General features: G+C 63.9%; 22 protein-coding genes. 10 read left to right on the top strand and 12 right to left on the bottom strand.

Annotated elements, in window-relative coordinates:
* Window positions 1-229: 229 nt before the first annotated feature.
* Window positions 230-1,174 (top strand): SdiA-regulated domain-containing protein, encoded by a 945-nt coding sequence (locus tag AC1RNP_RS15980; RefSeq protein WP_493052274.1) that lies wholly within the window; start codon window positions 230-232, stop codon window positions 1,172-1,174.
* Between the two features lie 38 nt (window positions 1,175-1,212).
* Here the strand turns inward: AC1RNP_RS15980 and AC1RNP_RS15975 are convergent, their stop codons facing one another.
* The 4 genes from AC1RNP_RS15975 to AC1RNP_RS15960 form a co-directional block, all read right to left on the bottom strand.
* A complete protein-coding gene (locus tag AC1RNP_RS15975) occupies window positions 1,213-1,632 on the bottom strand; it encodes a PepSY domain-containing protein (protein ID WP_493052273.1) in 420 nt (139 codons plus the stop codon).
* Window positions 1,633-1,755: 123 nt separating this feature from the next.
* On the bottom strand, window positions 1,756-2,145 hold the full coding sequence (locus AC1RNP_RS15970) for an MmcQ/YjbR family DNA-binding protein (RefSeq protein ID WP_493052272.1): 390 nt from the start codon (window positions 2,143-2,145) through the stop codon (window positions 1,756-1,758).
* A 49-nt stretch (window positions 2,146-2,194) separates the two neighbouring features.
* The gene (locus AC1RNP_RS15965) at window positions 2,195-2,956 is read right to left on the bottom strand and encodes an ABC transporter permease (protein WP_493052270.1); all 762 of its coding nucleotides are present in this window, start codon (window positions 2,954-2,956) and stop codon (window positions 2,195-2,197) included.
* Window positions 2,953-3,891 carry an ABC transporter ATP-binding protein gene (locus tag AC1RNP_RS15960; protein ID WP_493052269.1) on the bottom strand — a complete coding sequence of 313 codons (939 nt, stop codon included), beginning with the start codon at window positions 3,889-3,891 and terminating at the stop codon, window positions 2,953-2,955. Before AC1RNP_RS15960 ends, AC1RNP_RS15965 begins: the two co-directional genes overlap by 4 nt.
* Window positions 3,892-4,140: 249 nt before the next feature.
* Between AC1RNP_RS15960 and AC1RNP_RS15955 the strand changes: the two genes are divergently transcribed.
* From AC1RNP_RS15955 to AC1RNP_RS15945, 3 genes are all read left to right on the top strand, one after another.
* On the top strand, window positions 4,141-4,515 hold the full coding sequence (locus tag AC1RNP_RS15955) for a YciI family protein (RefSeq protein WP_493052268.1): 375 nt from the start codon (window positions 4,141-4,143) through the stop codon (window positions 4,513-4,515).
* A 116-nt stretch (window positions 4,516-4,631) separates the two neighbouring features.
* The gene (locus tag AC1RNP_RS15950; RefSeq protein ID WP_493052267.1) at window positions 4,632-6,827 is read left to right on the top strand and encodes an AAA family ATPase; all 2,196 of its coding nucleotides are present in this window, start codon (window positions 4,632-4,634) and stop codon (window positions 6,825-6,827) included.
* A gap of 134 nt (window positions 6,828-6,961) precedes the next feature.
* Window positions 6,962-9,088 carry a M13 family metallopeptidase gene (locus tag AC1RNP_RS15945; RefSeq protein ID WP_493052266.1) on the top strand — a complete coding sequence of 709 codons (2,127 nt, stop codon included), beginning with the start codon at window positions 6,962-6,964 and terminating at the stop codon, window positions 9,086-9,088.
* An 83-nt stretch (window positions 9,089-9,171) separates the two neighbouring features.
* Here the strand turns inward: AC1RNP_RS15945 and AC1RNP_RS15940 are convergent, their stop codons facing one another.
* Window positions 9,172-9,951, bottom strand: coding sequence for a type 1 glutamine amidotransferase domain-containing protein (locus tag AC1RNP_RS15940; RefSeq protein WP_493052265.1), 780 nt, complete (start codon window positions 9,949-9,951; stop codon window positions 9,172-9,174).
* 130 nt (window positions 9,952-10,081) lie between these two features.
* Between AC1RNP_RS15940 and AC1RNP_RS15935 the strand changes: the two genes are divergently transcribed.
* Window positions 10,082-11,014, top strand: a complete 933-nt coding sequence (locus AC1RNP_RS15935) for a LysR family transcriptional regulator (RefSeq protein ID WP_493052264.1) — start codon at window positions 10,082-10,084, stop codon at window positions 11,012-11,014.
* 69 nt (window positions 11,015-11,083) lie between these two features.
* On the opposite strand, the gene AC1RNP_RS15930 is transcribed toward AC1RNP_RS15935, so the two are convergent.
* Window positions 11,084-12,067 carry a TolB family protein gene (locus AC1RNP_RS15930; protein ID WP_493052263.1) on the bottom strand — a complete coding sequence of 328 codons (984 nt, stop codon included), beginning with the start codon at window positions 12,065-12,067 and terminating at the stop codon, window positions 11,084-11,086.
* Between the two features lie 280 nt (window positions 12,068-12,347).
* On the opposite strand from AC1RNP_RS15930, the gene AC1RNP_RS15925 reads away from it, so the two are divergent.
* On the top strand, window positions 12,348-14,042 hold the full coding sequence (locus tag AC1RNP_RS15925; RefSeq protein ID WP_493052262.1) for a hypothetical protein: 1,695 nt from the start codon (window positions 12,348-12,350) through the stop codon (window positions 14,040-14,042).
* Between the two features lie 151 nt (window positions 14,043-14,193).
* On the opposite strand, the gene AC1RNP_RS15920 is transcribed toward AC1RNP_RS15925, so the two are convergent.
* Together AC1RNP_RS15920 and AC1RNP_RS15915 are read right to left on the bottom strand one after the other, a co-directional pair.
* Complete coding sequence (locus tag AC1RNP_RS15920) at window positions 14,194-14,766, bottom strand: hypothetical protein (protein ID WP_493052261.1); 573 nt, start codon at window positions 14,764-14,766, stop codon at window positions 14,194-14,196.
* A gap of 84 nt (window positions 14,767-14,850) precedes the next feature.
* Complete coding sequence (locus AC1RNP_RS15915; RefSeq protein WP_493052325.1) at window positions 14,851-15,852, bottom strand: aldo/keto reductase; 1,002 nt, start codon at window positions 15,850-15,852, stop codon at window positions 14,851-14,853.
* A 152-nt stretch (window positions 15,853-16,004) separates the two neighbouring features.
* Here AC1RNP_RS15915 and AC1RNP_RS15910 point away from each other — a divergent pair, with 152 nt between their 5' ends.
* The 3 genes from AC1RNP_RS15910 to AC1RNP_RS15900 all read left to right on the top strand — a co-directional run bounded on the left by AC1RNP_RS15910 (window position 16,005) and on the right by AC1RNP_RS15900 (window position 18,537).
* Window positions 16,005-16,898, top strand: coding sequence for a LysR family transcriptional regulator (locus tag AC1RNP_RS15910; protein WP_493052324.1), 894 nt, complete (start codon window positions 16,005-16,007; stop codon window positions 16,896-16,898).
* A gap of 76 nt (window positions 16,899-16,974) precedes the next feature.
* Window positions 16,975-17,865 (top strand): hypothetical protein, encoded by an 891-nt coding sequence (locus AC1RNP_RS15905; RefSeq protein WP_493052260.1) that lies wholly within the window; start codon window positions 16,975-16,977, stop codon window positions 17,863-17,865.
* A gap of 12 nt (window positions 17,866-17,877) precedes the next feature.
* Window positions 17,878-18,537 carry a YceH family protein gene (locus AC1RNP_RS15900; protein ID WP_493052259.1) on the top strand — a complete coding sequence of 220 codons (660 nt, stop codon included), beginning with the start codon at window positions 17,878-17,880 and terminating at the stop codon, window positions 18,535-18,537.
* 60 nt (window positions 18,538-18,597) lie between these two features.
* Here the strand turns inward: AC1RNP_RS15900 and AC1RNP_RS15895 are convergent, their stop codons facing one another.
* Window positions 18,598-19,209, bottom strand: a complete 612-nt coding sequence (locus AC1RNP_RS15895) for a TetR/AcrR family transcriptional regulator (RefSeq protein ID WP_493052258.1) — start codon at window positions 19,207-19,209, stop codon at window positions 18,598-18,600.
* A gap of 100 nt (window positions 19,210-19,309) precedes the next feature.
* On the opposite strand from AC1RNP_RS15895, the gene AC1RNP_RS15890 reads away from it, so the two are divergent.
* On the top strand, window positions 19,310-20,050 hold the full coding sequence (locus AC1RNP_RS15890; protein ID WP_493052257.1) for a 3-oxoacyl-ACP reductase family protein: 741 nt from the start codon (window positions 19,310-19,312) through the stop codon (window positions 20,048-20,050).
* 181 nt (window positions 20,051-20,231) lie between these two features.
* On the opposite strand, the gene AC1RNP_RS15885 is transcribed toward AC1RNP_RS15890, so the two are convergent.
* The 3 genes from AC1RNP_RS15885 to AC1RNP_RS15875 all read right to left on the bottom strand — a co-directional run bounded on the left by AC1RNP_RS15885 (window position 20,232) and on the right by AC1RNP_RS15875 (window position 24,035).
* Window positions 20,232-21,617 carry an OmpP1/FadL family transporter gene (locus AC1RNP_RS15885; RefSeq protein ID WP_493052256.1) on the bottom strand — a complete coding sequence of 462 codons (1,386 nt, stop codon included), beginning with the start codon at window positions 21,615-21,617 and terminating at the stop codon, window positions 20,232-20,234.
* Window positions 21,618-21,981: 364 nt separating this feature from the next.
* The gene (locus AC1RNP_RS15880; RefSeq protein WP_493052255.1) at window positions 21,982-22,818 is read right to left on the bottom strand and encodes an enoyl-CoA hydratase/isomerase family protein; all 837 of its coding nucleotides are present in this window, start codon (window positions 22,816-22,818) and stop codon (window positions 21,982-21,984) included.
* A 482-nt stretch (window positions 22,819-23,300) separates the two neighbouring features.
* The gene (locus tag AC1RNP_RS15875; protein ID WP_493052254.1) at window positions 23,301-24,035 is read right to left on the bottom strand and encodes a type II toxin-antitoxin system RelE/ParE family toxin; all 735 of its coding nucleotides are present in this window, start codon (window positions 24,033-24,035) and stop codon (window positions 23,301-23,303) included.
* Between the last annotated feature and the right edge of the window lie 281 nt (window positions 24,036-24,316).

The raw sequence follows: 24,316 nt of genomic DNA, 5'->3' as shown, positions 1-24,316 counted from the left end.
GGCATGCCGCGCTGCTTTGGCGAACGCCCGGCCACGGACGGCCGGGCCGGACAGCCCGAAGCCGATGCCGCCTCGCCACGGACGGCAGCGCCATCCTTCAAGAAATCAAAGCTGTAACCCTAGCCCCTTCCTGTACACAGAAAGGGGCTTTTTTATTTCCACCCCACACTTACCGAAAAGGTAATCCCCCAACCGCTAAAGTACCCGCCCTTCCGCTCCCCGGCCCCGCATGTCGGCCTCTCTCCCTCGCCCACGCCATGGCTGGATGCTGCGCTGGCTCTCCATCGCCGCCGGCATCGCATTGCTGCTCTGGGCGGTGTTCATCGCGGTCCGCTTCTATCACGTCGAGAACCGCATCCAGCGCTGGTGGATGGCCTGGCATCCCGACTCGACATGGAATCAGCCGCGATGGCGCGGCCACAGCCTGTGGCTGCCGGGCTACCGCTTCGACATCGAAGGCCGCGAGATTCCCGGCATCGCAGACAATCTCTCCGGCCTCGATTTCGATCACGATCACGGCGAGCTGATCGGCGTCATCAATCGTCCTGGCGAAGTGGTGATCCTGGATACCGAAGGCAGGCTGCTGCGCCGGCATCGTCTCGTCGGCGCTTCCGACGTCGAAGCACTGGCCTGGCTCGGAAACGACCGGATCGCGCTGCTGCAGGAGGGACGACGCTCCATCGCGGTGGCCGCCCTGCCCCGCCGCGACGGCGAGGTGATCCACATCAATCCCGCCAGCGTGCATGCGCTCGCACCGGGAGCGCGCGACAATAGCGGCCCGGAAGGCATGGCCTACGACAGCGCCACCGATACGCTCTACGTCACCAAGGAACACTCGCCGGTCGCGCTCTACGCCATCCACGGATTGCGCAACGGCGGTGACCTGACCACCACCGACCGGACCGGATGGCTGAAACAGATGCCGTTCGCGACGGATTTCTCCAGCATCGAATTCGACCGGCGCCATCGTCATCTGCTGCTGCTCAGCGACGAGTCGCAGATGCTGGTGGAAATCGGCCCACGAGGCGAACCCGTCAGCTGGCGTTCGCTCGATGCCTCGCGCGTGGACCGCCTTCCGGCGCCGCAGCCGGAAGGCGTCACGCTCGACAATCAAGGGACGATCTACATCGTCAGCGAACCGAATCTCTTCTATCGCCTGCGGCGCAGCGACTGAAGCGCGGCTACCCGTATCGCTTCGACCGAGGATCGCGGTCAATCCTTTTCCTTGCCAATGACCTTGCCGGAATCCGGATCGATCTTCAGCTCCACATCCTTGCCCGCCGGATCGTCGGCCTCCGCGTTCCAGATGCCGTCCTCGTAATCGACGTCATGCACGTTGGTATAACCAGCGGTGGCGAGCCGCGCGCGGACGTCGGCTTCGCTCAGGTTCGCAACCTGCTCATCCGGATAGACGTTGCCGGTCGCGGGATCAAGACGGATGTCGACACGATTGCCATTGGCGCTGCGCGCATCGGCCTTCCACACGCCATCGCGGAATTTGACGTCGTTGATCTTCGTGTAGCCCTGCGCTTCGAGTTTCGTGCGCACCTGTTGTTGCGTCAGCGCATCCTGCGCGGAGGCCGTTCCGATGACACCAAAGAGCGCAAGCGACAACACTGGAATCTTGTTCATCGCAATCTCCGTGAATGGGGATTGCAGTGTCTGTCGCCGGATGAAAACTCATGGTGAACCGGCACATCGATTGCGGCCAGGATTCATGCAACCGCCAAATACGTGAACGGTTTAGCCGTGGTATCAGTCGCGAGCGAGATTTGGGGCTGCCGCGACGCTTTCCGAGATTTCCCGCTGCTTTTTCTTGGTCAGGCGGCCAAACGCATCGCGATACGACCACTCGACCAGCTCGCGCAAATAATCTTCCGGCATGGCTTCGACACGCACGATCGTCACCCAGCGATGGCGCGCCATGAAGCGCGCGGGCTTGCAACCCGGCATGTCGGTGAGCTCCAGGAAGCGCTCCGGCGTGACGCGCAGGCTGAACCGCCAGCGCTCCGGCTCGCTGGTCTTGAACCAGGCGAAGTATCTGCCGCCAACCGTGTAGCTAAGGAGGTTCGCCGGCGCCTCATGCAGCACTTCGACGGCGCCGGGCAGGCGCTTGCAGAATGTTTTCAGCTGGCGAACATCCATCCCCGAGCGCCTCAGCCGAACATCGCACGTTTCACGCGAGCGATGCGAGTCACTGCTTCAGCTTCCAGCCGGTGCGGAAGATCCACCACACCGCAGCGAGGCATAGCGCCAGGAAGCCGATGATCGCCACCGCGCTCACTGCCACGTTGACGTCGGAGATGCCGTAGAAGCTCCAGCGGAAGCCGCTGATCAGATACACCACTGGATTGAACAGCGCGATCTTCTGCCAGATCGGCGGCAGCATGTTGATCGAGTAGAACGCGCCGCCCAGGAAGGTCAGCGGCGTGACCACCATCAGCGGGATCACCTGCAGCTTCTGGAAGTCGTCCGCCCACAGGCCGATGATGAAACCGAACAGGCTGAATGTGAGCGAGGTCAGCACCAGAAAGCACAGCATCCAGAACGGATGCGCGATCTCGTAGGGCACGAAGATGCGCGCGGTCACCAGGATCAGCACGCCGAGCATGATCGACTTCGTCGCCGCCGCGCCGACATAGCCGATCACCACTTCCAGCCACGACACCGGCGCGGACAACAACTCGAAAATCGTGCCCGCCCACTTCGGCATATAGATGCCGAACGAGGCGTTGGAGATGCTCTCGTTGAGCAGCGACAGCATGATCAGGCCGGGAATGATGAAGGCGCCGTAGCTCACCCCGTCCACCTCGCCCATGCGCGAGCCGATCGCTGCGCCGAACACGACGAAGTAAAGCGAGGTCGAGAGCACCGGCGAGGCGATGCTCTGGGTGATGGTGCGGAAGGTGCGCGCCATCTCGAAACGGTAGATCGCGCGAATCGCATGCAGGTTCATGCCTTCGCTCCTTTCGGTGCATGCACCAGGCTGACGAAGATCTCCTCCAGCGAACTCTCGCTCGAATGCAGGTCCTTGAAGTCGATCCCATGCTCGCCCAGGCGCTTGAGCAGCGCCGCGATGCCGGTCTCCTCCGTCTGCGTGTCGAAGGTGTAGACCAGCGTCTGGCCGTCGCCGGACAATTCCAGCGGCAGGCCGCTCAATCCTTCCGGAATGCCTTGCAGCGGCGTTTGCAGCGTCAGCGTGAGCTGCTTCTTGCCGAGCTTGCGCATCAGCGCTTGCTTCTCCTCCACCACGACCAGCTCGCCGTGATTGATCACGCCGATGCGGTCGGCCATCTCCTCGGCCTCCTCGATGTAATGCGTGGTGAGGATGATGGTGGTGCCGTTCTCCCGTAGGCGCCGCACCATCTCCCACATGTCGTGGCGCAACTCGACATCGACGCCGGCGGTGGGTTCGTCGAGGAACAGGATCTCCGGCTCGTGCGCCAGGGCCTTCGCGATCAGCACGCGCCGCTTCATGCCGCCCGACAGCGCCATGATCTTGCTGTCCTTCTTCTCCCACAGCGAGAGATCGCGCAGCACTTTTTCCAGATGCGCAGGGTTCGGCGCCTTGCCGAACAATCCGCGGCTGAACTTCACCGTCGCCCAGACGCTTTCGAAGGCGTCCGTCGACAACTCCTGCGGCACCAGCCCGATCTTCGAGCGCGCCGCGCGATAGTCGCGGGCGATGTCGTGTCCGGCAGCGGTCACCGTGCCCTCGCTGGCGGTGACGATGCCGCAGACAATGCTGATCAGGGTGGTCTTGCCAGCCCCGTTCGGTCCGAGCAGGGCGAAGATCTCGCCCTTGCGGATGTCGAGATCGACGCCCTTCAGCGCCTGGAATCCCGAGGAATAGGTTTTGCGCAGTCCGCGGATGGAAATGATCGGTTGCACGCAGAATCCTGTTGCGGCGGTGAAACGACGCCGCACATCCTAGCCGATGAGGCGTCGCAATCTCCGCGACCGCTGCACGGAAGGCGGAGGAGACAGCGTCCCGCTCCTGGGCCAATCGCGCTGGCCTAAACGCGGGAGTGGCCTGATCTTGCGCTGCAACAATCGAACGCAAGGCCACCCGCGTCCGGGACATGATTCCGCATCACGAGTCGAGTACCCTTGCACACCTCACTCGACCGGACGACGCCCATGCAATTCCTGGTCCTGATCTACGAGGACAAATCCCTACTCGATGCGCTCCCCAAGGGCGAATACGACTCGATGATGCGCGGCTGCATCGCACACGCCGACGAGCTGCGCGAAAGCGGACACCTGCTGGCATCGCAGAAACTGCAACCGCCGGCGACCGCCAGGACCATCCGCGTCCGCAACGGCCGCAACAACGTGATCGACGGACCGTTCGCCGAGACCAAGGAAGTGCTGGGCGGCTTCAACCTGATCGAGGCCGAGAGCTGGGACGAGGCGATGCGCATCGCCCACAGCTTCCCCTGGTCGCGCACCGGCAGCATCGAAGTACGTCCGGTGGACGATTTCGAGGCGGTCCGACAGGCTGTCGGGGCTTAGAGCCCCACACTGCCCGCGCAATGAGAGGCCGGGAACCCTGAACCCGCGATTGTCGCGCCAAGCATGGCCGCGATACAGTTCCTGACGCTCCAGAGCGTAAGAACGGACCAAGGACGATGAGCAGCAACGCCGCATCCCGTCAGGCAATCGCCACAACCGACCTGAAGGCGGTCGAGTCCGAACTCGATCGCTTTTCGCGCCGCATCGACCTGTCGCTGCGCAAGCATTTCGCGATCCGGCGCCTGCACAGGCTGCTGAAGACAGCACAGTATGGGCAGGGCGTCGCCTGGCTGCCGTCCTGGTGGACGGCGCTGGCGGCGGCGTCCGCGCTCATCGTCATCGGTGTCGCGGTCGAGAGCGGATCGGTGCTTCGCTATTGGCTGATGGCCGCGGTGGTGGTGGTGGCGTTCCTGTTCGAGACGCGCATCCAGCCGCGCATCGCGCTCTCGGCCTATCGCTTCCGCCTGATGCGCATGGTCGCTGCGCACGAGGCGGGCGAGTATCCGCACACATACACAGTGGCACGCGCCAATGAAGGCAGCACCGGCTTCGGCACGCTGCATTGGAAATACGTGCGCGGTGTCGAACCCGGCGACATCGTCGCGTCGATCAGCGATCCGAAGGATCGCGGCCTCGCCATCATCGTATTGCGCACCGAGGGCTGGCTGCCGATCGTGGTGTGGGAGCGTGATCTGTATCAGGACAACGCGCTGCCGCCACTGCCTGATGAGATCAAGCGACTGGCGCAGGAATTCGGCGCGGCCTGCGATACCTATCGCAACCATGCCCTGAAGATCGAACGCAGCCGCGCGCTGCGAACGGTGCCCGCAGCGAAACCACGCCAGACGGAAGCCATCTGGGCGCAGATCGCGCTGCCGGAAGACACGAAATCGCGACTGAAGGCAATGGCCAGGCATTTCGCCGACGGCAGTGCCTCGGCGGCGCGCGGTCTCCTGCTGTACGGCCCGCCCGGCACCGGCAAGACGCTCATCGCCAAGGCGTTGGCGGACAGCATCGACTGCGCCTTCTTCTCGCTGTCGCTGCCCGATCTGAAAGCCGGCTACGTCGGGCAAAGCGGCGAGAAGGTGCGGGAGATCTGGAACCGCGCGCTTTCCGAGCCGCGCGCGATCCTCTTCGTCGACGAATGCGAAGGCGTGTTCGGCCGGCGCGGCGGCACTAACACCGATGCGTTCGGCGAGGAAATCGTCAATGCCTTCATCGCGCAATGGGACGGCTTCGACAAACAGTCGAGCGTGTGGGTGGTCGGCGCCAGCAACCGCCGCGATCTGATCGATTCGGCGGTGCTGTCGCGCTTCGACGATCAATTGCAGATCGGATTGCCCGGGGAATTCGAACGCCTGGACATCCTGCGCCGCGAATTCGCCCGCTTCGGCCGCGCCATGTCCCTGCCGGATCAGGCCGCGACATCGACGCAAGGCATGTCGGGACGCGATCTCAGCAATCTCGCGAAGCGCATCGCGCGCGAACACGACGCTGGCGCCCCGCTCACCAATGCGATCCTCGATACCTACACGGCCACGTTCCGCAAACAGGGGTCGACCGCCACCGACGCCAGCGCTTCCTGGAATACCCTGGTGCTCTCCGAGCACACCTTGAAAGACCTCAAGACCACCGCGGGACTTCTGAAGAACGCCGACGCCTTCCTCAAGCGCGGCATCGGCGTGCCGCGCGGCCTGCTGCTGTACGGCCCGCCGGGCACCGGCAAGACGCAGATCGCGCGCACGCTGGCCAACGAGACCGGGCTGCGCTTCATCGCCGCCTCCACCGCCGACATCAAGCAGGGCTGGGTCGGCCAGAGCGGACAGAAGGTGCGCGAATTGTTCGAACGCGCGCGAGAATCCGCACCGTCGCTGCTGTTCATCGACGAGATCGACATCATCGCCGGCAGTCGCGGCGGCAGCGGCGATAGCTTCACCAACGAGATCGTCGGTCAGCTGCTGCAGGAGATGGATGGCGCGAAGGCGCAGCCGCAGCATGTGTTCGTGCTGGCGGCGACCAATCGCCTCGATCAAGTCGATGAGGCGGTGCTGTCGCGCTTATCCAAACGCATCGAAGTGCCGTTACCGGATGCCGACGGCGCGAAACGCCTGCTGCAGGTGATGCTCGCCAACAAGCCGCTCGCCTTCCAAGCCGATGCCGGCATCGCGCATCTGGCCGGCTATGCCGCGGGCATGAGCGGACGTGACCTGCGCAACTGGATCGAACATGCCGAGATGCGCGCGGTGCATCGCGCGATCGAGGCCGGCGATCCCGATTCGGTGGCGATTTCGCTCGACGATTTCGCTGCCTGACCCGTCCGACGCCATCCGTTCACGTCGGGGTGGCCGCACACGGCCTGAACCCGCCCGTTTCATGACTTCCGCACTTTGCGCCTCCCTCGCGATGGCACTACCCTGCGCGCTCTCTTTCCCGCATGAGATGCGCCATGACCGCCCCGATCCGCCGTTCAGCCCTCTCCCTCGCCGTCGCCGCGCTGCTGTCCGCCGCCGTCGTCGGCTGCGATCGTTCCGCGCCGCAGCAACCGGAAGCCACGGCGGCGAAACCCGAGCAACCCGCCGCGCCGGCCAAGCCGCTGCTGGGCAGCTTCGGTTTCGACGTCACCGGCATGGACCGCGCCGTCGCCGCCGGTGACAACTTCTTCGAATTCGCCAACGGCGCGTGGGTGAAGCGCACCGAGATTCCCGCCGACCGCTCCACCTACGGCAGCTTCAACCTGCTTACCGAGAAGGCCGAAGGCGACACGCGCGCCATCATGGAAGCCGCCTCCAGCGACGCCAAGGCCGAGGGCGAGACGAAGAAGATCGGCGACTACTACGCCGCCTTCATGGACGAAGCCGGGATCGAAGCCAAGGGTCTCGCGCCGGTGCAGCCGCAACTGGATGCCATCGCCAAGATCGCCGACAAGGCCGCGCTGTCACGCGAGTTCGGCGCCGAACTGCGCGCCGATGTCGACCTGCTCAACATGACCGACTACTACACCGACCGCCTGTTCGGTCTGTGGGTCACGCAGGACATCCACCAGCCCGACCGTTACGTGCCCTACGTGTTGCAGGGCGGCCTGGGCATGCCCGATCGCAGCTACTACCTCGAAGGCGGCCGCATGGCCGAGCTGCGCAAGCAGTACCAGGCGCATATCGCCAAGGTGCTCACGCTGGCCGGCGACAAGGATGCCGAAGCGAAGGCCGCACGCATCCTCGCGCTGGAAGTCGCCATCGCGCGCGTGCACGCCACGCAGGAGCAGACCAACGACGTGCAGCGCGGCGCCGCCAACACCTGGAAACAGGCCGATTTCGCCACCAAGGCACCCGGCGTCGACTGGGACGCGTTCTTCGATGCGTCGGGCCTGAAGGCGCAGCAGGATTTCAACGTCTGGCAGCCTGAAGCTATCGCGGGCATCGCCAAGCTGGTGGCCTCCGAACCGCTCGACACCTGGAAGGATTACCTCGCTTTCCGCACGCTGGATCGCGCTTCCACTTATCTGCCCAAGGCCTTCGCCGACGAGCGCTTCGCCTTCTACGGCACCACGCTGTTCGGCACGCCGCAGCAGCGCGTGCGCTGGAAGCGCGCGGTCGACGAAACCAACGGTGCGCTGGGCGAGGCCGTCGGCAAGCTCTACGTGGAAAAGCATTTCACGAAGGAAACCAAGGCACGCGCCGACGAGATGGTGAAGAACATCCTCGCCGCCTTCGATAAGCGCATCGACGCGCTGGAGTGGATGACGCCGGAAACCAAGACGCACGCGAAGAAGAAGCTGGCCGGCCTGCGCGTCGCACTCGGCTATCCGGAGAAATGGCACGATTACTCGTCGCTGGAGGTCAAGCGCGACGACGCCCTGGGCAATGCCGAGCGCGCCAGCCTGTTCGAGTACCGCCGCAACCTCGCCAATCTCGGCAAGCCGGTGACGCACGACGAGTTCTACATGGTGCCGCAGACGGTCAACGCCCTGAACGTGCCGCTGGAGAACCGCCTGGTGTTCCCGGCCGCGATCCTGCAGCCGCCGTTCTTCGATCCGGCCGCGGACGACGCCGTGAACTACGGCGCGATCGGCTCGGTGATCGGACACGAGATCAGCCACAGCTTCGACAACACCGGCGCGCAGTTCGACGAAACCGGCAAGCTGCACGACTGGTGGACGCCCGCCGACCTGAAGCGCTTTGCGGCCGCCGGCGATGCGCTCGCCGCGCAATACAGCACCTACAAGCCCTTCCCCGATGTATCCGTCAACGGCAAGCTCACCCTTGGCGAGAACATCGCCGACGTCGCCGGTATCGCGGTGGCCTATGACGCCTACAAGGCATCGCAGCAAGGCAAGGAAGACAAGCCGCTGGACGGCTTCACCGCCGATCAGCGTTTCTTCCTCGGCTTCGCGCAGGCCTGGCGCTTCAAGGCGCGCGATGCCGCGCTGCGCAGCCGGCTGCTGACCGACGTCCATGCGCCAGCACCCTTCCGCGCGCTCACCGTGCGCAATCTCGATGCCTGGTATCCGGCGTTCGACGTGAAGGAAGGCCAGAAGCTGTATCTGGCGCCAGACAAGCGCGTCAAGGTGTGGTGATTCCACACGTGTGGTGATCCCGATGATCGGCGTCGGCGGGAAGCGGACATCTCGATTCCGCTTCCCGCACGGCGCCGTCATCGTCAATGCGCTTTTGCCGTCTCGTCGGAGGAAGTGTTCGAACGCAACTGATCACGCACGGCCTCGGCCACACTCGTAGCCGATTGCGGGTTTTGTCCGGTGATCAACCGGCCATCCACCACTACCTTCGCGATCCAGTTCGGCGCGGGCTGATGCAAGGCGCCGCGCTGCGCGAGCGTGCTCGCCAGCAGGAACGGCACGACGCCATCGAGCTTGACCGCCCGCTCCTCGTCATCCGTGAACGCGCTCAGGCGCTTGCCCGCGACCAGATAGCTGCCATCGCTCAGCGTAACGTTGACCAGTGCGGCGGGGCCGTGACACACGGCGGCGACGATACGTCCAGATTCGTAGATCTCGCGCGTGATGCGCTGCACCGCCGGGCTATCCGGGAAATCCCAGACCACGCCGTGGCCACCGGCGAAGAAGATCGCCGCGTATTTCTTCGCATCGACGTCCGCGAGGCGCGCGGTATGGCGGATCGCGTCGCGGAAACGCGCGTCGTTCCAGTAGCGGGCATTAGTCGCGTCATCAAGTTCGACGCCGTCGACCGGCGGCTCGCCGCCCTGGATCGAGGCGAATTCAACGGGAATACCCGCCGCGTCGAACACGGCCAGCGGGTGTGTGACTTCACCGAGATAAAAGCCGGTGGGCTGGCCGGTATCGCCCTTGGTGCCGTGGCTGGTCAACACCATCAGCACGGGCTTCGCGGCCGGGTCGGAGGGCTGGGCGCCGGAGGCGGAAGCCGCCAGTCCGAACATGGCGGCGGCGAGAAGAGAGGTCATGGCGTATCTCCATAAATAAAGAGTGGGAGTTAGTCGGATGCCTGCAAGCATCCCGTACCAACACCTTATTCCCCGCCAAAAAAGACATAAACTACCGCCAAGACAATTAATTCGTGCTTTCAAAGCAAGAATGCCGCGCCGATTCGACCATCTCAACGATGTGGAAGTGTTCGCCACCACGGTGGACCACGGCTCCCTGACCGCAGCCGCCGTCGCGCTCGGCACCACGGCCTCGGTGGTCAGCCGCGCAATCGCCCGGCTGGAAGCGCGGCTGGGCGTGCAACTGCTACGACGCACGACGCGCAGCCTGAGCCTCACCGATGCCGGGCGGCTCTACCTGGAACAGTCGCGCGCCGCCTTCGCCCTGATCGACGACGCCGAACGCGCCCTGCAAGGCCAGGGCGAGGAACTGACCGGCAGCCTTCGCATCAGCGTGCCGACCACCTACGGGCATTACCGGCTGCCGGCGACGCTCGCGCGCTTCGCGCGCCTGCATCCGCGCGTGCAGGTCGACCTGAGCATCAGCAATCGCAATGTCGATCTGGCAGCGGAGGGTTACGACCTGGCGATCCGCCTCGGCGCATTGCCCGACAGCGGACTGGTCGCGCGCAAGCTCGAGGACGCCCCGATGTGTCTGGTAGCCGCGCCAGCCTATCTGCGCGAGGCCGGAACGCCGCGCACGATCACGGAGTTGTCGCAACATGCCTGCCTGCCCTTCGTGATGCCGAGCACAGGACGCATCGCGCCGTGGATTCTTCGCGATGAAGCAGGGCGCGACGTCGATTGGACACCGCCTGCATCCCTGCGCGTTTCCGACGACGTGCTCGGCGTCGTCTCGCTCGCCGAACAAGGCGCGGGCGTGTGCCAGACCTACGACTTCATCGCCGAGGAACGCATCCGGCAAGGCCGCCTCGTCGAAGTGCTGCGGGAAGCGCGTGGGCGCTCACGGCCCTTTTCGCTGCTGTACACACCGCACCGCCGCCTCTCGGCGGCGGCGCGTGCGCTGATCGAAATGCTGACTGCGGATGATGAGGTTGCTATCGCGGCCTCGGCCGTTTCATGACGTGATAAAAGCCGGACTTGATCGAAACGGCTTGATCCAAACGACCGATCGCAACGACGACAACCACCATCAACGAACGCCAGCCGGCGCGTCGATCACCCACAACGTCGTGCTGCCCTGCGCATCCGGATCGAACGGTGCCGATTCGAAAGCGATCTTGCCGCCGTCCGGCGACCAGCCGGGCGCACCATCGAGACCACAACTGCGAGTCACGCGGATGCGTGAACCGCCATTGGCCGGGATCACGAAGAGATTGGCGATCTCGATGCCATCGTCGCCGGATGAATACACGATGTAATCGCCGCTCGGCGACCATGAGGCATCGGTGTTGAACAAAGCACCGTCGTTGGTCACGTTGAACGCGCTGCCATTGATGGCATTCAGCGTGAACACATCCCAGGCCTCCTGACCGACTTCGCGCTGGAACACGATCTTGTCGCCCTTGGGCGACCACTCCGGCTGGCGATCGTTGTGACCCTGCGTCAATCGGGCCAATCCCGCGCCGTCGCTGCGCACCTTCCACAGTTCGCCACCAGCGTCGGGGTTGGCTTCACTGTGTGATTCGAACACGATCCATCGACTGCCATCAGTCAACACAGGAGAGATCGAAGGTTCCCACGCCAGGGATCCTGGCCGGTTCGTGATCCTTCTGGGCGTGCCGCCGGTAGCGGAGACCAGATAGAGCTCGTCACGATCGACCACGTCGCTCGAATAGACCACCTCGTCGGTAGCCGCCGACCAGCATTGCCCCGGCAGGTTCACACTCTGCGCGGTGGCGGGACTGAGCGCCCGCAGCACGGCGCCGCCACCGGATGGCACGGTCCGCACCACCGATTTTCCGGTGTTGTAGCGCTGGGTGAAATTGGTGAATGCCAATACCTGCCCGTTCGGCGAGAAGCACGGATTCTGGAAACTGCGTCCCAGTCCGTTGCCTGTGATGGCAATCTGCTTTGCGTTGTCGGCGCGGCAGGCGGTTGCGGTTTGGGTTTGCGCGCCTGCCAGCACGGGGCACAGGCACGCCATCGCCAGCAGTGACACTGCTTGCTTTCGCATCGTCATTGATCCTTCGAAATTGGGTGGACACCGCCGCATCGGACGTCGAACGCGCCCTCGATTCCTTGCGACCCGACGGCCTCCCTTTGCCGCGACGATGTGCGATCCAGAATAACGCGAGCAATCCTGCGACTTGAGATTTACTACCGACATTAAGGTGATCCTCTACTCAATATCGCATCACTTTTTTTCCTGTTTTTTTCCTGTTTTTTTCCGAGGCTCCCACTGCTGCGCGGCTCTGCATACTGGATCGACCACCCGATGCATCAGGAGCTCGACCATGTTCTCGCATGTGAGGATCACGGCCCTCTGGCTGTGCGCATTGTTAGTCACGACGACGGGTATCTGCCGTGCGGCGATCCCGCCCGATCTTTCCTATGTCGACACGACAACCCCGGCGTATGCACGCTTCAAGGCCTGGGTGGATCGCGCTCTGGCCGGCAATCCGGGCTACAACTTTTCCGCGACCGACGCCGGCTACGCCTATCGATTGAACGGGAATGCCGCCTATTGCCAACTCGCCGTGCAGATGGCGGAGAAGCAGGTCGCCGACGCGGAAGCAGCGATTGCGAACGGACAAAGGCCCGAAGTCTCGGGCGATTCGTATCTGCACGTCGGCGAGATGATTCGTGACGTCTCGCTCACTTACGATTGGTGCGCCGCTTTCACGACCACGCAACAACGCGCGCGCTGGGCGGCCTACGCCGAGCAGGCGGTGTGGAATGTCTGGCATCACCAGCAGGCGAGCTGGGGCGGCCGACCTTTCCCCTGGTCGGGATGGTCGGTGAATGATCCCGGCAACAACTATTACTACAGCTTCATCGAAGCGACCATGTATTGGGCGATGGCCAGTGGCAGTGCCGGATGGCGTCAATTCCTCGAACAGGAGAAGCTGCCGCCGCTGGTGAGTTATTTCGCAGCGCTTCCAGGTGGCGGCAGCAGCGAAGGCACCGGTTACGGCCTGTCGCATCAGCGCCTGTTCGAGCTGTACCGGATCTGGCGCGATCACACCGGCACTGATCTGGGCGCGCAGAGCACGCACCTGACCGATTCGATCGACTGGTGGATCCACGCCACCGTTCCCACGCTCGATCGCATCGCACCGCTCGGTGACCAGTCGCGCGTGTCCTATCCGGATCTGTACGACTACCATCGCAACGTCATGCTGCAGGCGAGCGCCATGACCACCAGCGCCGAGGCGCGCGCACACGCGAACTGGTGGCTCAACCATATTTCCGTCGCACAGATGAGCAGCGGCTTCAACTTCCGCCACGATCTGCTGCCCAGCGACGGCAACGCTGCGCCGCCCAGTGCGCTCTACTATCACGCCCTCGGTACCGGACGATTGTTCGCCCGCAGCGGCTGGGATGCGGGGGCGATGTGGCTGAGCTTCACCGCCGGCCCTTACGAGCAAGGTCACGCGCATCAGGACCAAGGTGCGTTCACCCTGTTCGCGCGGGATTTCCTCGCGGTCACCGAGAACATCTTCACGCACAGCGGCATCCAGCAAGGCACCGCGGTGCAGAACGTTCTACGCTTCATCAGCAACGGCAGCGATATTTCACAACGCTATCCGACGCTGTCGAGCATGACGGTGACGCCCGGCGCGAATGGCGCACTGGACGTCAGCGCCGACCTGACACCCGTCTACAACGGACATCCCGCCATCCAGCGCTGGCGACGTGATCTGCACTTCGCGCAACGCAAACTCAGTGTTCACGATACCTACCAAGTCGCCAGCGGTGTGCAGGCGGTTTTTCAGGTCAACACACCCTTGCAGCCTGTCATCAGCGGCAACAGCGCGCGCGCTGGCGATCTGGTCATCACCGTCCTGAAACCCGCCAATGCCGACTTGCGTGCGATCGATTGGCACGCGGTCGGCCCGCCCAACGAATACCTACGGGGTTGGAAACTGGAGATAAGTGGAGGCGATGGCGAATTCCTCGTGGAATTCGCCGACGCGCAGGACTTGTAGAATAGACTGCGATGACCGGCGCCTCGATTCGAGGCGCCGGTCACGTCCATCGGAATCATCGAACTGCCGCATCTCAGCGGCAACCAACCCCGGCGGAACACGATCGCGAAGCGCTCGACGTTCGTCAGCACTTCGCGATGCGGTCCGATCACTAAGCCGCCTTGCTCTTGCGACCCAGCCACCAGGCGATGCCAAAGCCGGCCAGCAACCAACCGATCACGTGCTCGGCCAGCGCGCCGAGCGTGAAGTCGATCGGAAACAGATACCAGTTCCAGTACGGCACGTTGACGATCAGCCAGCCGAACAACCCCAGCGCCGCCGTCGCCATGACGCGGCGACCGAAGCTCCATGGCGTGGAGGCCAACAGCCAGGCCGCGACCAATGCCGCGAGAAGCACCGAGACGAATTGCTTGATCAGGTTCGCCCCCATGCCCTCGACCGATGGATTGCCGCCGGGCTGATAGATCACCAGGGCATAGGGTTTTCCTTTGCTCTGTTCGGCGAAAGTTTTCATTGCCGCCTCGTCGCCGTACTTCTCGAACTCCATGCTCGGATACATGTAGACGCCTTCTGCCGACGCGGATTGCTGCAATGCGCTGAGTACAGCATCTTGCTGAGCGGGATACCTGAAACCCGCCTCCCCGATCGGCAACGCCATGTGCGCGATGGCGCCCCAGATGAAAACGATGATTCCGCCGATGATGCCTGCCACCAAGATACGCATGACCGTTCTCCCCTCCGTGTCAGTGAAAGCGAGAGGAGCTTGCACCTATCCCGGCGGGCTCACAACTGCCGCCGGGCGGACGGCTCAGGCGTGCGATTGCTCGCTATCCAGATGCGCCATTTGGGCAGTTGGATAACGCTCGCCGGCGGCAGCGTTCCTGGGCACGGCCTGCTCGATGATGCGCAGATCCTCTTCGCCGAGCGTGAAGTCCAGTGCGCCGAGCGCTTCCGCCAAACGATCACGACGACGCGCCCCCACCAGCGGCACGATGTCCTCGCCTTGCGCGGCCACCCACGCGATCGCGATCTGCGCCACGCTCACGCCGCGCGCCTGCGCGATCGCGCGCAAGGCTTCGACCAATCCGAGGTTGTGTTCAAGATTGCCGGCCTGGAAGCGCGGCGAGACGCTGCGGAAATCCCCTTGCCCCGCAGTGCCCTGCTGCCAGTGCCCGCTGATCAGGCCACGCGAAAGCACACCGTAGGCGGTGACGCCGATGCCCAGCTCACGGCACGTCGGCAGGATGTCGTCCTCGATGCCGCGCGAGATCAGCGAGTACTCGATCTGCAGATCGGTGATCGGATGCACGGCGGCGGCGCGGCGGATGGTTTCGGCACCGACTTCCGACAAACCGATGTGGCGCACGTAGCCGGCGCGCACCAAATCGGCGATGGCGCCGATGGTGTCCTCGATCGGCACATTGGGATCCAGGCGCGCCGGACGATAGATGTCGATGTACTCCACACCCAGGCGCTGCAGGGTGTAGGCGAGGAAATTCTTCACGGCGGCGGGACGCGCGTCGTAACCGGACCAGCCACCGGCTGGATCACGCATCGCGCCGAACTTCACGCTCAGCAGCACTTCGTCGCGATGGCGCCCTTTCAGCGCTTCGCCGATCAGCAGTTCGTTGTGGCCCATGCCGTAGAAATCGCCGGTGTCGAGCAGGTTGATGCCAGCATCCAGCGCGGCATGGATCGTCGCAATGCTCTCGGCACGGTCGGCCGGGCCGTACATGCCGGACATGCCCATGCAGCCGAGACCGAGGGCGGACACGCGCGGGCCAGTGGTGCCGAGCGGGCGGAGGGGAATGGCGGGGGTAGTCATCAGAGGACTCCGAAAGGATGAGGGGGCCTAGTTGGCACGGGGGATAGCCTAAGCAGCCGACCATCGTGCGAGAATCCGGGCAACACCGAACGGGTTGTACGGAATTCCGAACAATGTCCTCGCCACAACTGGCCGATCTGGACGCCTTCGCCGAAGTCGCGCGCGCCCGCAGCTTCCGCGGAGCGGCCTACGTGCGCGGTGTATCCGCCTCGTCGCTGAGCGATGCCGTGCGCCGGCTCGAAGCGCGTCTTGGCGTGCGGCTGCTCAACCGAAGCACGCGCAGCGTCACGCCGACCGAGGCCGGCGCGCGCCTGCTCGAACGCCTCGGCCCGGCGCTCGCCGACGTCGCTTCCGCGCTCGACGCGGTGCATGCCGCCGACGATGCGCCAGCGGGCACCCTGCGCCTCAACGTACCTTCGATCGCGGCCCGGCAAATCCTGCCGCCGTTGCTGTCGCGTTTCCTGCACGCGCATCCGCACATTCGCGTGGAGGTGATCGCCGAAGACACTTTCATCGATGTGCTCGCCGCCGGCTTCGATGCCGGTATCCGTTACGAGGAGCGTCTGCAAGGCGACATGATCGCGGTGCCGATCGGACCGCGCACACAGCGCTACGCCGTCGCCGGCGCGCCATCGTGGTTCGCCACGCACGGACGTCCGCAACATCCGCGCGATCTCGATCCCGCGCACTGCATCGGACATCGTTTCGCCAGCGGCCTGACCATTCCCTGGGAATTCGAGCGCGACGGACGGATCATCCGCATTCCGCCCGCCGGCCGCATCATCGCCTCGACCATCGAGATCGAACTGCGCGCCGCCATCGACGGTCTCGGCCTCATCGCCAGCTTCGAGGATTTCCTGCGCCCCGCGCTCGAAGCGGGCCAACTCGAACCCGTGCTCGCCGACTGGTGCCCGCCGTTCCCCGGGCCGTCGCTCTACTATCCCAGCCGAAGGCAGATGCCGGCACCGTTACGGGCGTTCGTTGATTTTCTGAAAGACCAAGCCGATCAGGGCACCGATCCCGCCGATTGATCAAGCGGACGGGCCAGGCCCCACGCAGCCAATCCTGCGCAGGTAAGCTATCGATGGCCAAGACAGGGAGTTGAACATGCGCCGGATCATCGCCTGGGTATTGCCGCTACTTCTATTCGTGCCCGCCGCTCATGCCTGCATCAATTCCGTAGGGACGGATCATCGCGGCAACCGCTTCATGCCTTCGTTTTATACCGGCGAGGCGCTTCTGGCCTCACTGACATCGAGCGAAGACAAGGCGTACTCGATCAAGAATACCGACCAGATCATCGCATCGGCACAGAAGAAGCCGGACTTCCACTCGTTGACAGAACTGGCGATCAACACGATCTACCATGGCCGCTACGACGCGGCGATTCGCTTGCTGCTGGCGCTGGAAAAGCGATACCCCGGGCACCACGAAACCGCCGCGAATCTCGGGACAGCGCTCGAATTGTCGGGTCGCGACCAGCTTGCATTGCGCTGGATCCGCATCGGAATCCAACGCAATGCCCAGGAGCACTACGGGACCGAATGGCTGCATGCCAGGATTCTCGAAGCGAAGCTTGAATCGGCGCGCACGCCCGGCTACCTGGACACGCATTCGGTTGCGGGACTCCACTTCGACCCCGCATTGATTCCCTCCGTCCCCAAGGACATGCCAAACGGCAATGATGGAACACCCACCAAACCCTGGCAGGTGAATCAGGCACTGAACTACCAACTGCACGAGCGCCTGCAGTTCGTGCGGGCGCCCGACCCGATCGTCGCCAATCTTCTGCTCGATTGGGCCACGCTGAATCTTGCCGGCGGATCGCTGGAAAGCGCGGAAGGTCTCTACGATCTCGCTTTCAAATACGGCGCGACACGCACGCCTTTGATCACCGCCAGGAAGCAGGAAATTCGCACCGTGCTGGCGAGAGTGAAATCCAAGGAGCCTGACAGCTTTATCTGCGCCATTTGCGTACCTCCCATCGATCCAACCTGATACCGTCGACGCATGCCCCCAGAATCCTCAACATCGGACGGCCCGACCCTGCTGTCCGCCATCGAAGCCCGCATCCTCGGCTGCCTGATCGAAAAGGAAGCCACCACGCCGGAGAACTATCCGCTCACGGCCAACAGCGTGCAGCTTGCCTGCAACCAGAAGAACAATCGCGACCCGGTGATGGAACTGGAACCGGGTGCGGTGACGCATGCCCTGCGCGAGATGGAAGGCAAGCGCCTGATCCGCTCCGAGCACGGCGCGCGGGCCGAACGTTATGAGCACCGCTTCGCCCAAACCTATTCCGTGACAACGCAGCAGCAGGCCCTACTCAGCGTGATGCTGTTGCGCGGCCCGCAGACGATCAGCGAACTGTTCACGCGCTGCGAGCGCCTCGCCAAATTCCAGAACCAGGACGAGGTGCGTGACATCCTGGAGCGATTGATCCAGCGCACGCCGGCGTTGGTGGTCAATCTCGGGCGCGTCACCGGGCAGCGCGAGGATCGCTACATGCACCTGCTCAGCGGGCCGGTCTCGGCCGAGGAGTACGCGGCCGTCGTGAAGTCCGCGCCGCCCCGCGAGCGCACGGGCCTGGAGGCACGCATCGATGCGCTCGAAAGCACCGTCGCATCGCTCCAGGCGCAACTCGATGACTTGCGCGGCCGGCTTGGTTGACGATACCCGGCGCTGTTTCCGCGTTCCGCTTCAAGCGCTCACACGGGAGCAGCACGCCTGCTAGTGCTTCGCACCCACCAGGGTGTCCCAGCTCGCCATCGCGCAGTCGACCACGGCGAGCAGCCGCTTGCGCGGCGCGCCGTCGCGCACTTGCAACGACAGCCCGTTGAGCACGGTGGCGTAGTACGCCGCGATCGCCGCGACATCGGCCCCTTTCGGCACGTCGCCGTCGGCGATACCACGCTTGAGGCGGTCGCGGATCTGCTTTTGCGTCCGTTCGCGGCGTTCGACCAGGTCGTCGAAGATCTCGCCATTGTCGGCCGTCCGATGTGGCGCCCCGAGCACGACCAGACAGCCGCGGCCCGGCTGATGCGAAGTGAAGTTCTTGGCCGCGTTGTGCAGCATCGCTTCGATCGCGGCGCGCGCGGTCGCAAGTTCGCTCAGGGCGCGCGCGGTGGCTGAACCTTCCGTCGCGACATAGAGTTCCAGCGCTTCCCGGAATAATGCCTCCTTGCAGCCGAATGCCGCGTACAGGCTCGGCGGATTGATCCCCATCGCCTCGGTCAGCTCACCGAGCGAAGCGCCGTCGTAGCCGCGCTGCCGGAACACGTCCATCGCCTGGCGCAGGGCCAGGTCGCGATCGAATTGGCGGGGGCGGCCGCGTCCGGCCATCGGGATCACCTCATTTATTTAATAGTCGATACATAAATCCGTTGACGGCCGGAGTCAAGCGCGCTTTACTTATGTATCGATCAATACATAAATATCCTCCATGAACACATTGAAAGGCAAGACGGCGCTGGTCACCGGCGCTTCGCGCGGCATCGGCGCGGCGATCGCATTGCGGCTGGCGCAGGAAGGCGCGGACGTCGCGATCACCTATACGAGTTCGGAAGACAAGGCGGCGGCCGTCGTTGCCGAGATCGAGGCACTCGGCCGGCGCGCCCGCGCCTACCGGATCGACAGCGGTGATGCGACGGCGCTGCGCGAGGGCATCGACCGGATCGCGGCGGAGTTCGGACGCCTCGACATCCTGGTCAACAACGCCGGCGTCCTGATCGCCGGACAGATCGCCGACTTCGCGCTGGAGGACTTCGATCGCACGATGGCGGTCAACCTGCGCGCCGTCTTCGTCGCCACGCAGGCGGCCGCACGGCACATGGGCGAAGGCGGCCGCATCGTCAACATCGGCAGCTGCCTCGCCCAGCGCACCGGCCGTCCGGGCATCGCCGTGTACGCGGCGAGCAAATCCGCGCTGACCGGCCTGACCCAAGGCTTCGCGCGCGATCTCGGCGCAAACGGCATCACCGTGAACCTGGTGCATCCGGGGCCGACCGACACCGACATGAATCCCGCCGACGGCGCGCGCGCCGATCTTCTGCGCAGCCTGATGCCGATTCCGCGTTACGGCGAGGGCGTCAACATCGCCAGCCTGGTCGCCTGGATCGCCAGCGAGGAAGGCCGTTACGCGAACGGCGCCTCGTTCGCGGTCGACGGAGGCATCAATGCCTGATGCGTGCGGCTGCCGCGCCGCGCTTTCCGGTGGAGCCCGCTGACGCCACCGCGGCGCGCCACCATCTCCGGAGTCACGAATCACATTGCGACAGAAGAAAGAAAGGGCGGTCGAAACGACCGCCCTTTCTCCTTGCGGAGTCGAAACAATTCCGCCAGACGCACGCTGAAAGTCACGAATCTCAGAAGCGATACTGCGCCGAGATGCCGTACAGGTTGGCATCGCCATCGTACTTGCCAACCAGGCGAGCGCCCTGGCCTGCACTGCTCGCGCCGGTGGCGATGTCGATCTCCGGATCATCGGCGAGCTGGATGTGGGTGTAGCTGCCGGACAGTTCGAAGTGCTCGTTCGGCGCCCAGGTCAAACCAATCGAATACCAGTTGCGATCCTGGTCGGGCATGCGCGGGGTGCGATGCGGCAGGCTGAGCGGGGAATCGTCGCGGGCGATACCGGCGCGCACGGTGAAGGCATCGTTGATCCTGTATTCGCCACCGAGCGAATACATCTTCGAGTCTTTCCAGCTGTAATCCTCGACCGTGTCCGCCTGCACCGGGTTGTCGAACTGGATGCGGATTTCCTTCAGCGAATGCCAGTCGGTCTGCGAGATTTCGCCTGACAGCGAGAAGCGGTCGTTGAACTGGTAGGTGGCGCTGAGCGTGTCGACGCTGGGCGTGGTGAGCGCGGCGGTGCCGCCCGTATCCGTGAACTGCCCTCTCGTCGCCGGCAACGCGCTCAGGAGCGGCGCGATGTTCGACGGCACCGTGAAGTCGGCCTTGCCGTCGATGTCGTGGTCGATCTCCGAGCGATGGCTGTAACCGATCGACAGCTTGTCGGTCGGACGCCAGTTCAAGCCGAAGATCCAGCCGATGCCCGTGTCGTCACCATCGACGGAGGCATAGCCGTCGTTCCTCTGCGGACCATACGGAGAACCGGGCTGACACAACAACGCGCCGGCGAGCTTGCACACGCCGGTGCCGAAATCGACCGCATTGGTCAAGGTGACATCCGCGCGCTCGTAGACGAGGCCGACACCCGCCGAGAATCGGTCGGTGAGCTTGAGCGAAGCCGCCAAGGTCAGGTCGACGGTGCGCACTTCCGAATTGACGGCGTGGTAGCGGCCGATCCATTCGCGGTTGTATTCGGTCTTCAGGCCGAACGGCGAACTGATCATCGCGCCGAGGGTGAGATATTCGAAGTCGCCGCTCAGCGGCAGGATGAAGGAGACCGCAGGCACCGCGCTGAGACCGCCGGCATCGCCGCCATTGCCGCCCCCCAGCGGATTGTCGAGGCCGTCGGTGCCGCCGCCCTTGTACTTGAAGGAAATGTCGACGGCGGTGGCATCGCCCTGCACCGTCTTCTGTTCGAAGGTGGACATCAACGCGGGGTTGTTGACGACGACGGAAGCATCGCCGAGCGCCGAGGCGGAACCGGCCATGGCACGCCCTTCGGCCTTGACACTGTTTTCCTTGAGGAGGAAGGCCGAAGCATGGACCTGGCCGAAGGCCAGGGCGCCGGCGATGCCCAGCGCCAGGGCGGACATCCGGGTAGAACGGTATTTCGTTTGCATTGACGGTTCTCCGTGGGGGTAAGACGACGCTGCGCGCAGACGGCACGCCTCGCCTTTTGCGCTCTGCCGGAGACCCTCCCCGACGTACTGCGCCGTATGGAGTATGTAAAACCCCGTCATAATGTGATGCTTGTCATAAAAGAACAGATCGTTCCAATCCGCCCTATTCACCGAGGTGACGATCCTTGGCGGATGGTTCTCAGGCTCGCGTCTTCCGTGTGCGTCCAACCTTCATTAAGAACTCATACGCCGCCCTTCCCGCCACAGGAAAGAGATGAGTTTGAAGAACGACGCAGATCGAGCGGATTTCTGCCGAGTCGCGCGAAGTGCGGATTGACGATCATCTTTCCCGCACGTTGAAAAGCTATTCGCCGACGTCGAGATGACCCAGGTGGCGACCGAAGTTCAGTTCGAGATCGCTGTGCTGGCCGGAGCCCAGCACCATCAGATTGGGCACGCGTTTCGACACGCCGGGCCAGGTGAGTGCATTGATGAAGGCGCTGTGCGAGTCGTTGATCGATGCCGCGGAGGGTTCGTCGCTGTGCGCGTTGATCAGACGCTTGGCCTCCGCCAAGGCCTGCTTGTCGAAGGAGGCGACCCGGCGCGCGAACGCCTCCACGAAGTGTTCGAATTCGGCATCCGGGATCGCGCGGTTGATCCAGCCGTATTTTTCCGCGGTTGCCGCATCGAAATCGTCCGCACCCAGGACGATCTCGAGTGCGCGTCCACGGCCCACCAGACGCGGCAGGCGTTCCAGGGCGCCGGCACCGGAGAGCAATCCCGCCCCCACTTCGATCTGCCCCAGGATGGCCTTCTCGTGGCTACCGAATCGGATGTCACAAGCCAGGGCGAAATCGCTTCCGACGCCGCGTGCGCGCCCCCTGATCGCCGCCACGGTGACCACCGGGAGTTTCGCGAAGCGATCCACGAAATCGACCCACGGAAACAATCCGTTCGGACACGGCGTCAGAATCGTTTCCAGTTCGGTCGCGGTGTCGAAATGCGCGATGAAGAACTCAGGGTTCGCGCTGTCGAAGACCACTACGCGCAGATGCTCGTCGGATTCCATGGACTCCAGGAGCTGCGCCAACTCCGCCACGGTGTCTGCATCGAACATGTTGATCGGCGGGTTGTCGAAGGTGACGCGCCAATAGGCGGCACTGTTGCGAGTGATCCTGAATTGCTTGAAGGAGGTCGCCACGGGAGAATCGGTCCTGTGATTTATCTTGATGATGAAGCCGTGAGCCCGTTTTTGTGGGTTCCCGAGAAGTTCGCGATCGTCGAGGCATGCTTCCTGCAATACCATCGCGACGGATTTTCCCCGTACTTTCCGCCATGCGGCCAGATCCTCTCGCAGGATCATGCAAGAATCGGGGCGGATGGGCTACTGCTATTTCTTGCAGTGGGGAAGGTGTGCGATGCGATGACTACGTGAAGCCCCTGCAAGTGCAGGATTTCACGAAAGAGGAAAATTCACGGAGGAGAAGTGGACTTCAGGGATTTCAGCAAACGCGCGCACATCATCGCCTGAAGATCTCTCGCCCCTTCCGAAAAAGAAAGGACAGTCGTTCTGACTGCCCCCTTTTTCATACGCCGCAGAACATCGACGTTTAGGCGGCCTGATGATGTTGAGAGGGGCGGCGCGCGACCCTAATTCGAGCGGAGCCCGAACATCGCCACGTTTCAACGATATGGCCCCGGCCCGCTCCATAGCATTTCGCCCAGTTTGTACACCCGCTGCATGTCGATGACGTCGCGCGCGTCGCCCATGGTCTTCAATTCCGGCGCGTCCGGCTCGATCATGCGGCACTCGCCGGAGTCGCGCCGCAACACGAGTTCCAGCGGGCAGACCATCAGCCGCCGTGTGCCCGGCAAGGGAAGAAACAGTTCGGTCATGCCCTGGTCGCGCCAGGTACGCAAGCGGGTTTCGCGGAGCAACTGGTAATACACCTCGTAGCCGTCCACCGCCATGCTGGCCCCGGACGAGGAGGCTCCGCCGCCACGGGCGCCCCCACTGCCGCGGTCCAGTCCGGCGCTCGGGCGCGCGATATCCTGCGGCAGCATGCCCGGCGGCTGCCCCCACACTTGTGGCGGCGGGGTCACTTCGTCTGGAGCATCGGATGGTGGCGGTGTCGGCGGCGTGTCGGAGGTGTCGACCGATTCGGGCGGCACGGGATCTTCCGCCTGCATGACCAGCGTCGTTCGGATGCGGCTGGCCTTGGGAGCGGCCTTGACATGTTTGCGTGGCGGGACCGGGGGGACGGGCGGCGGTGGCGAGCGCGGCGCGGGTCGCAGCGCCTCATCGATGAATGTCACCTCCAGGCTGCCGCCGCTGTCGCCGCCTTGTGTCGTTGTCATGGTGATCGGAGGCGCCCACATCACCAGCAGCGCCAGCAGCAGGTGCAGCAGCGCCGTCACGAGCACGGCAATCCTGGAACGCAGGCGCTCGCCCCGGTCCCGAGCCCCGGAGCCCGTTCGATGCCATGACTGGCTCATGCCGCGGGAAGGACTTCGGAGTCGCGTGATGACATGCGGGCTCTAGACGGACGACATGGGTACGACATTGCAACGCGGCATGCGTTCCCTTGATTCGGACGCGGCAGAAGCCGGGTCAGGTCAAGCCGTCCCCGTTTCTGCGTGTTGATACCCGAATCCATTCATTGCACATCCCCCTCAAAAACGAAGCAGCCTAATAAGCT

The organism is Luteimonas sp. GW821-FHT14E02 (assembly GCF_058803905.1).
Note: the sequence above shows the minus strand (reverse complement) of the source record. Positions and strands in the feature narration are given on the sequence as shown.

Coding starts and splice junctions, on each gene's coding strand:
- AC1RNP_RS15980 (WP_493052274.1), top strand. CDS start 230: ATGTCGGCCTCTCTCCCTCGCCCACGCCATGGCTGGATGCTGCGCTGG.
- AC1RNP_RS15975 (WP_493052273.1), bottom strand. CDS start 1,632: ATGAACAAGATTCCAGTGTTGTCGCTTGCGCTCTTTGGTGTCATCGGA.
- AC1RNP_RS15970 (WP_493052272.1), bottom strand. CDS start 2,145: ATGGATGTTCGCCAGCTGAAAACATTCTGCAAGCGCCTGCCCGGCGCC.
- AC1RNP_RS15965 (WP_493052270.1), bottom strand. CDS start 2,956: ATGAACCTGCATGCGATTCGCGCGATCTACCGTTTCGAGATGGCGCGC.
- AC1RNP_RS15955 (WP_493052268.1), top strand. CDS start 4,141: ATGCAATTCCTGGTCCTGATCTACGAGGACAAATCCCTACTCGATGCG.
- AC1RNP_RS15950 (WP_493052267.1), top strand. CDS start 4,632: ATGAGCAGCAACGCCGCATCCCGTCAGGCAATCGCCACAACCGACCTG.
- AC1RNP_RS15945 (WP_493052266.1), top strand. CDS start 6,962: ATGACCGCCCCGATCCGCCGTTCAGCCCTCTCCCTCGCCGTCGCCGCG.
- AC1RNP_RS15940 (WP_493052265.1), bottom strand. CDS start 9,951: ATGACCTCTCTTCTCGCCGCCGCCATGTTCGGACTGGCGGCTTCCGCC.
- AC1RNP_RS15935 (WP_493052264.1), top strand. CDS start 10,082: ATGCCGCGCCGATTCGACCATCTCAACGATGTGGAAGTGTTCGCCACC.
- AC1RNP_RS15930 (WP_493052263.1), bottom strand. CDS start 12,067: ATGCGAAAGCAAGCAGTGTCACTGCTGGCGATGGCGTGCCTGTGCCCC.
- AC1RNP_RS15925 (WP_493052262.1), top strand. CDS start 12,348: ATGTTCTCGCATGTGAGGATCACGGCCCTCTGGCTGTGCGCATTGTTA.
- AC1RNP_RS15920 (WP_493052261.1), bottom strand. CDS start 14,766: ATGCGTATCTTGGTGGCAGGCATCATCGGCGGAATCATCGTTTTCATC.
- AC1RNP_RS15905 (WP_493052260.1), top strand. CDS start 16,975: ATGCGCCGGATCATCGCCTGGGTATTGCCGCTACTTCTATTCGTGCCC.
- AC1RNP_RS15900 (WP_493052259.1), top strand. CDS start 17,878: ATGCCCCCAGAATCCTCAACATCGGACGGCCCGACCCTGCTGTCCGCC.
- AC1RNP_RS15895 (WP_493052258.1), bottom strand. CDS start 19,209: ATGGCCGGACGCGGCCGCCCCCGCCAATTCGATCGCGACCTGGCCCTG.
- AC1RNP_RS15890 (WP_493052257.1), top strand. CDS start 19,310: ATGAACACATTGAAAGGCAAGACGGCGCTGGTCACCGGCGCTTCGCGC.
- AC1RNP_RS15885 (WP_493052256.1), bottom strand. CDS start 21,617: ATGCAAACGAAATACCGTTCTACCCGGATGTCCGCCCTGGCGCTGGGC.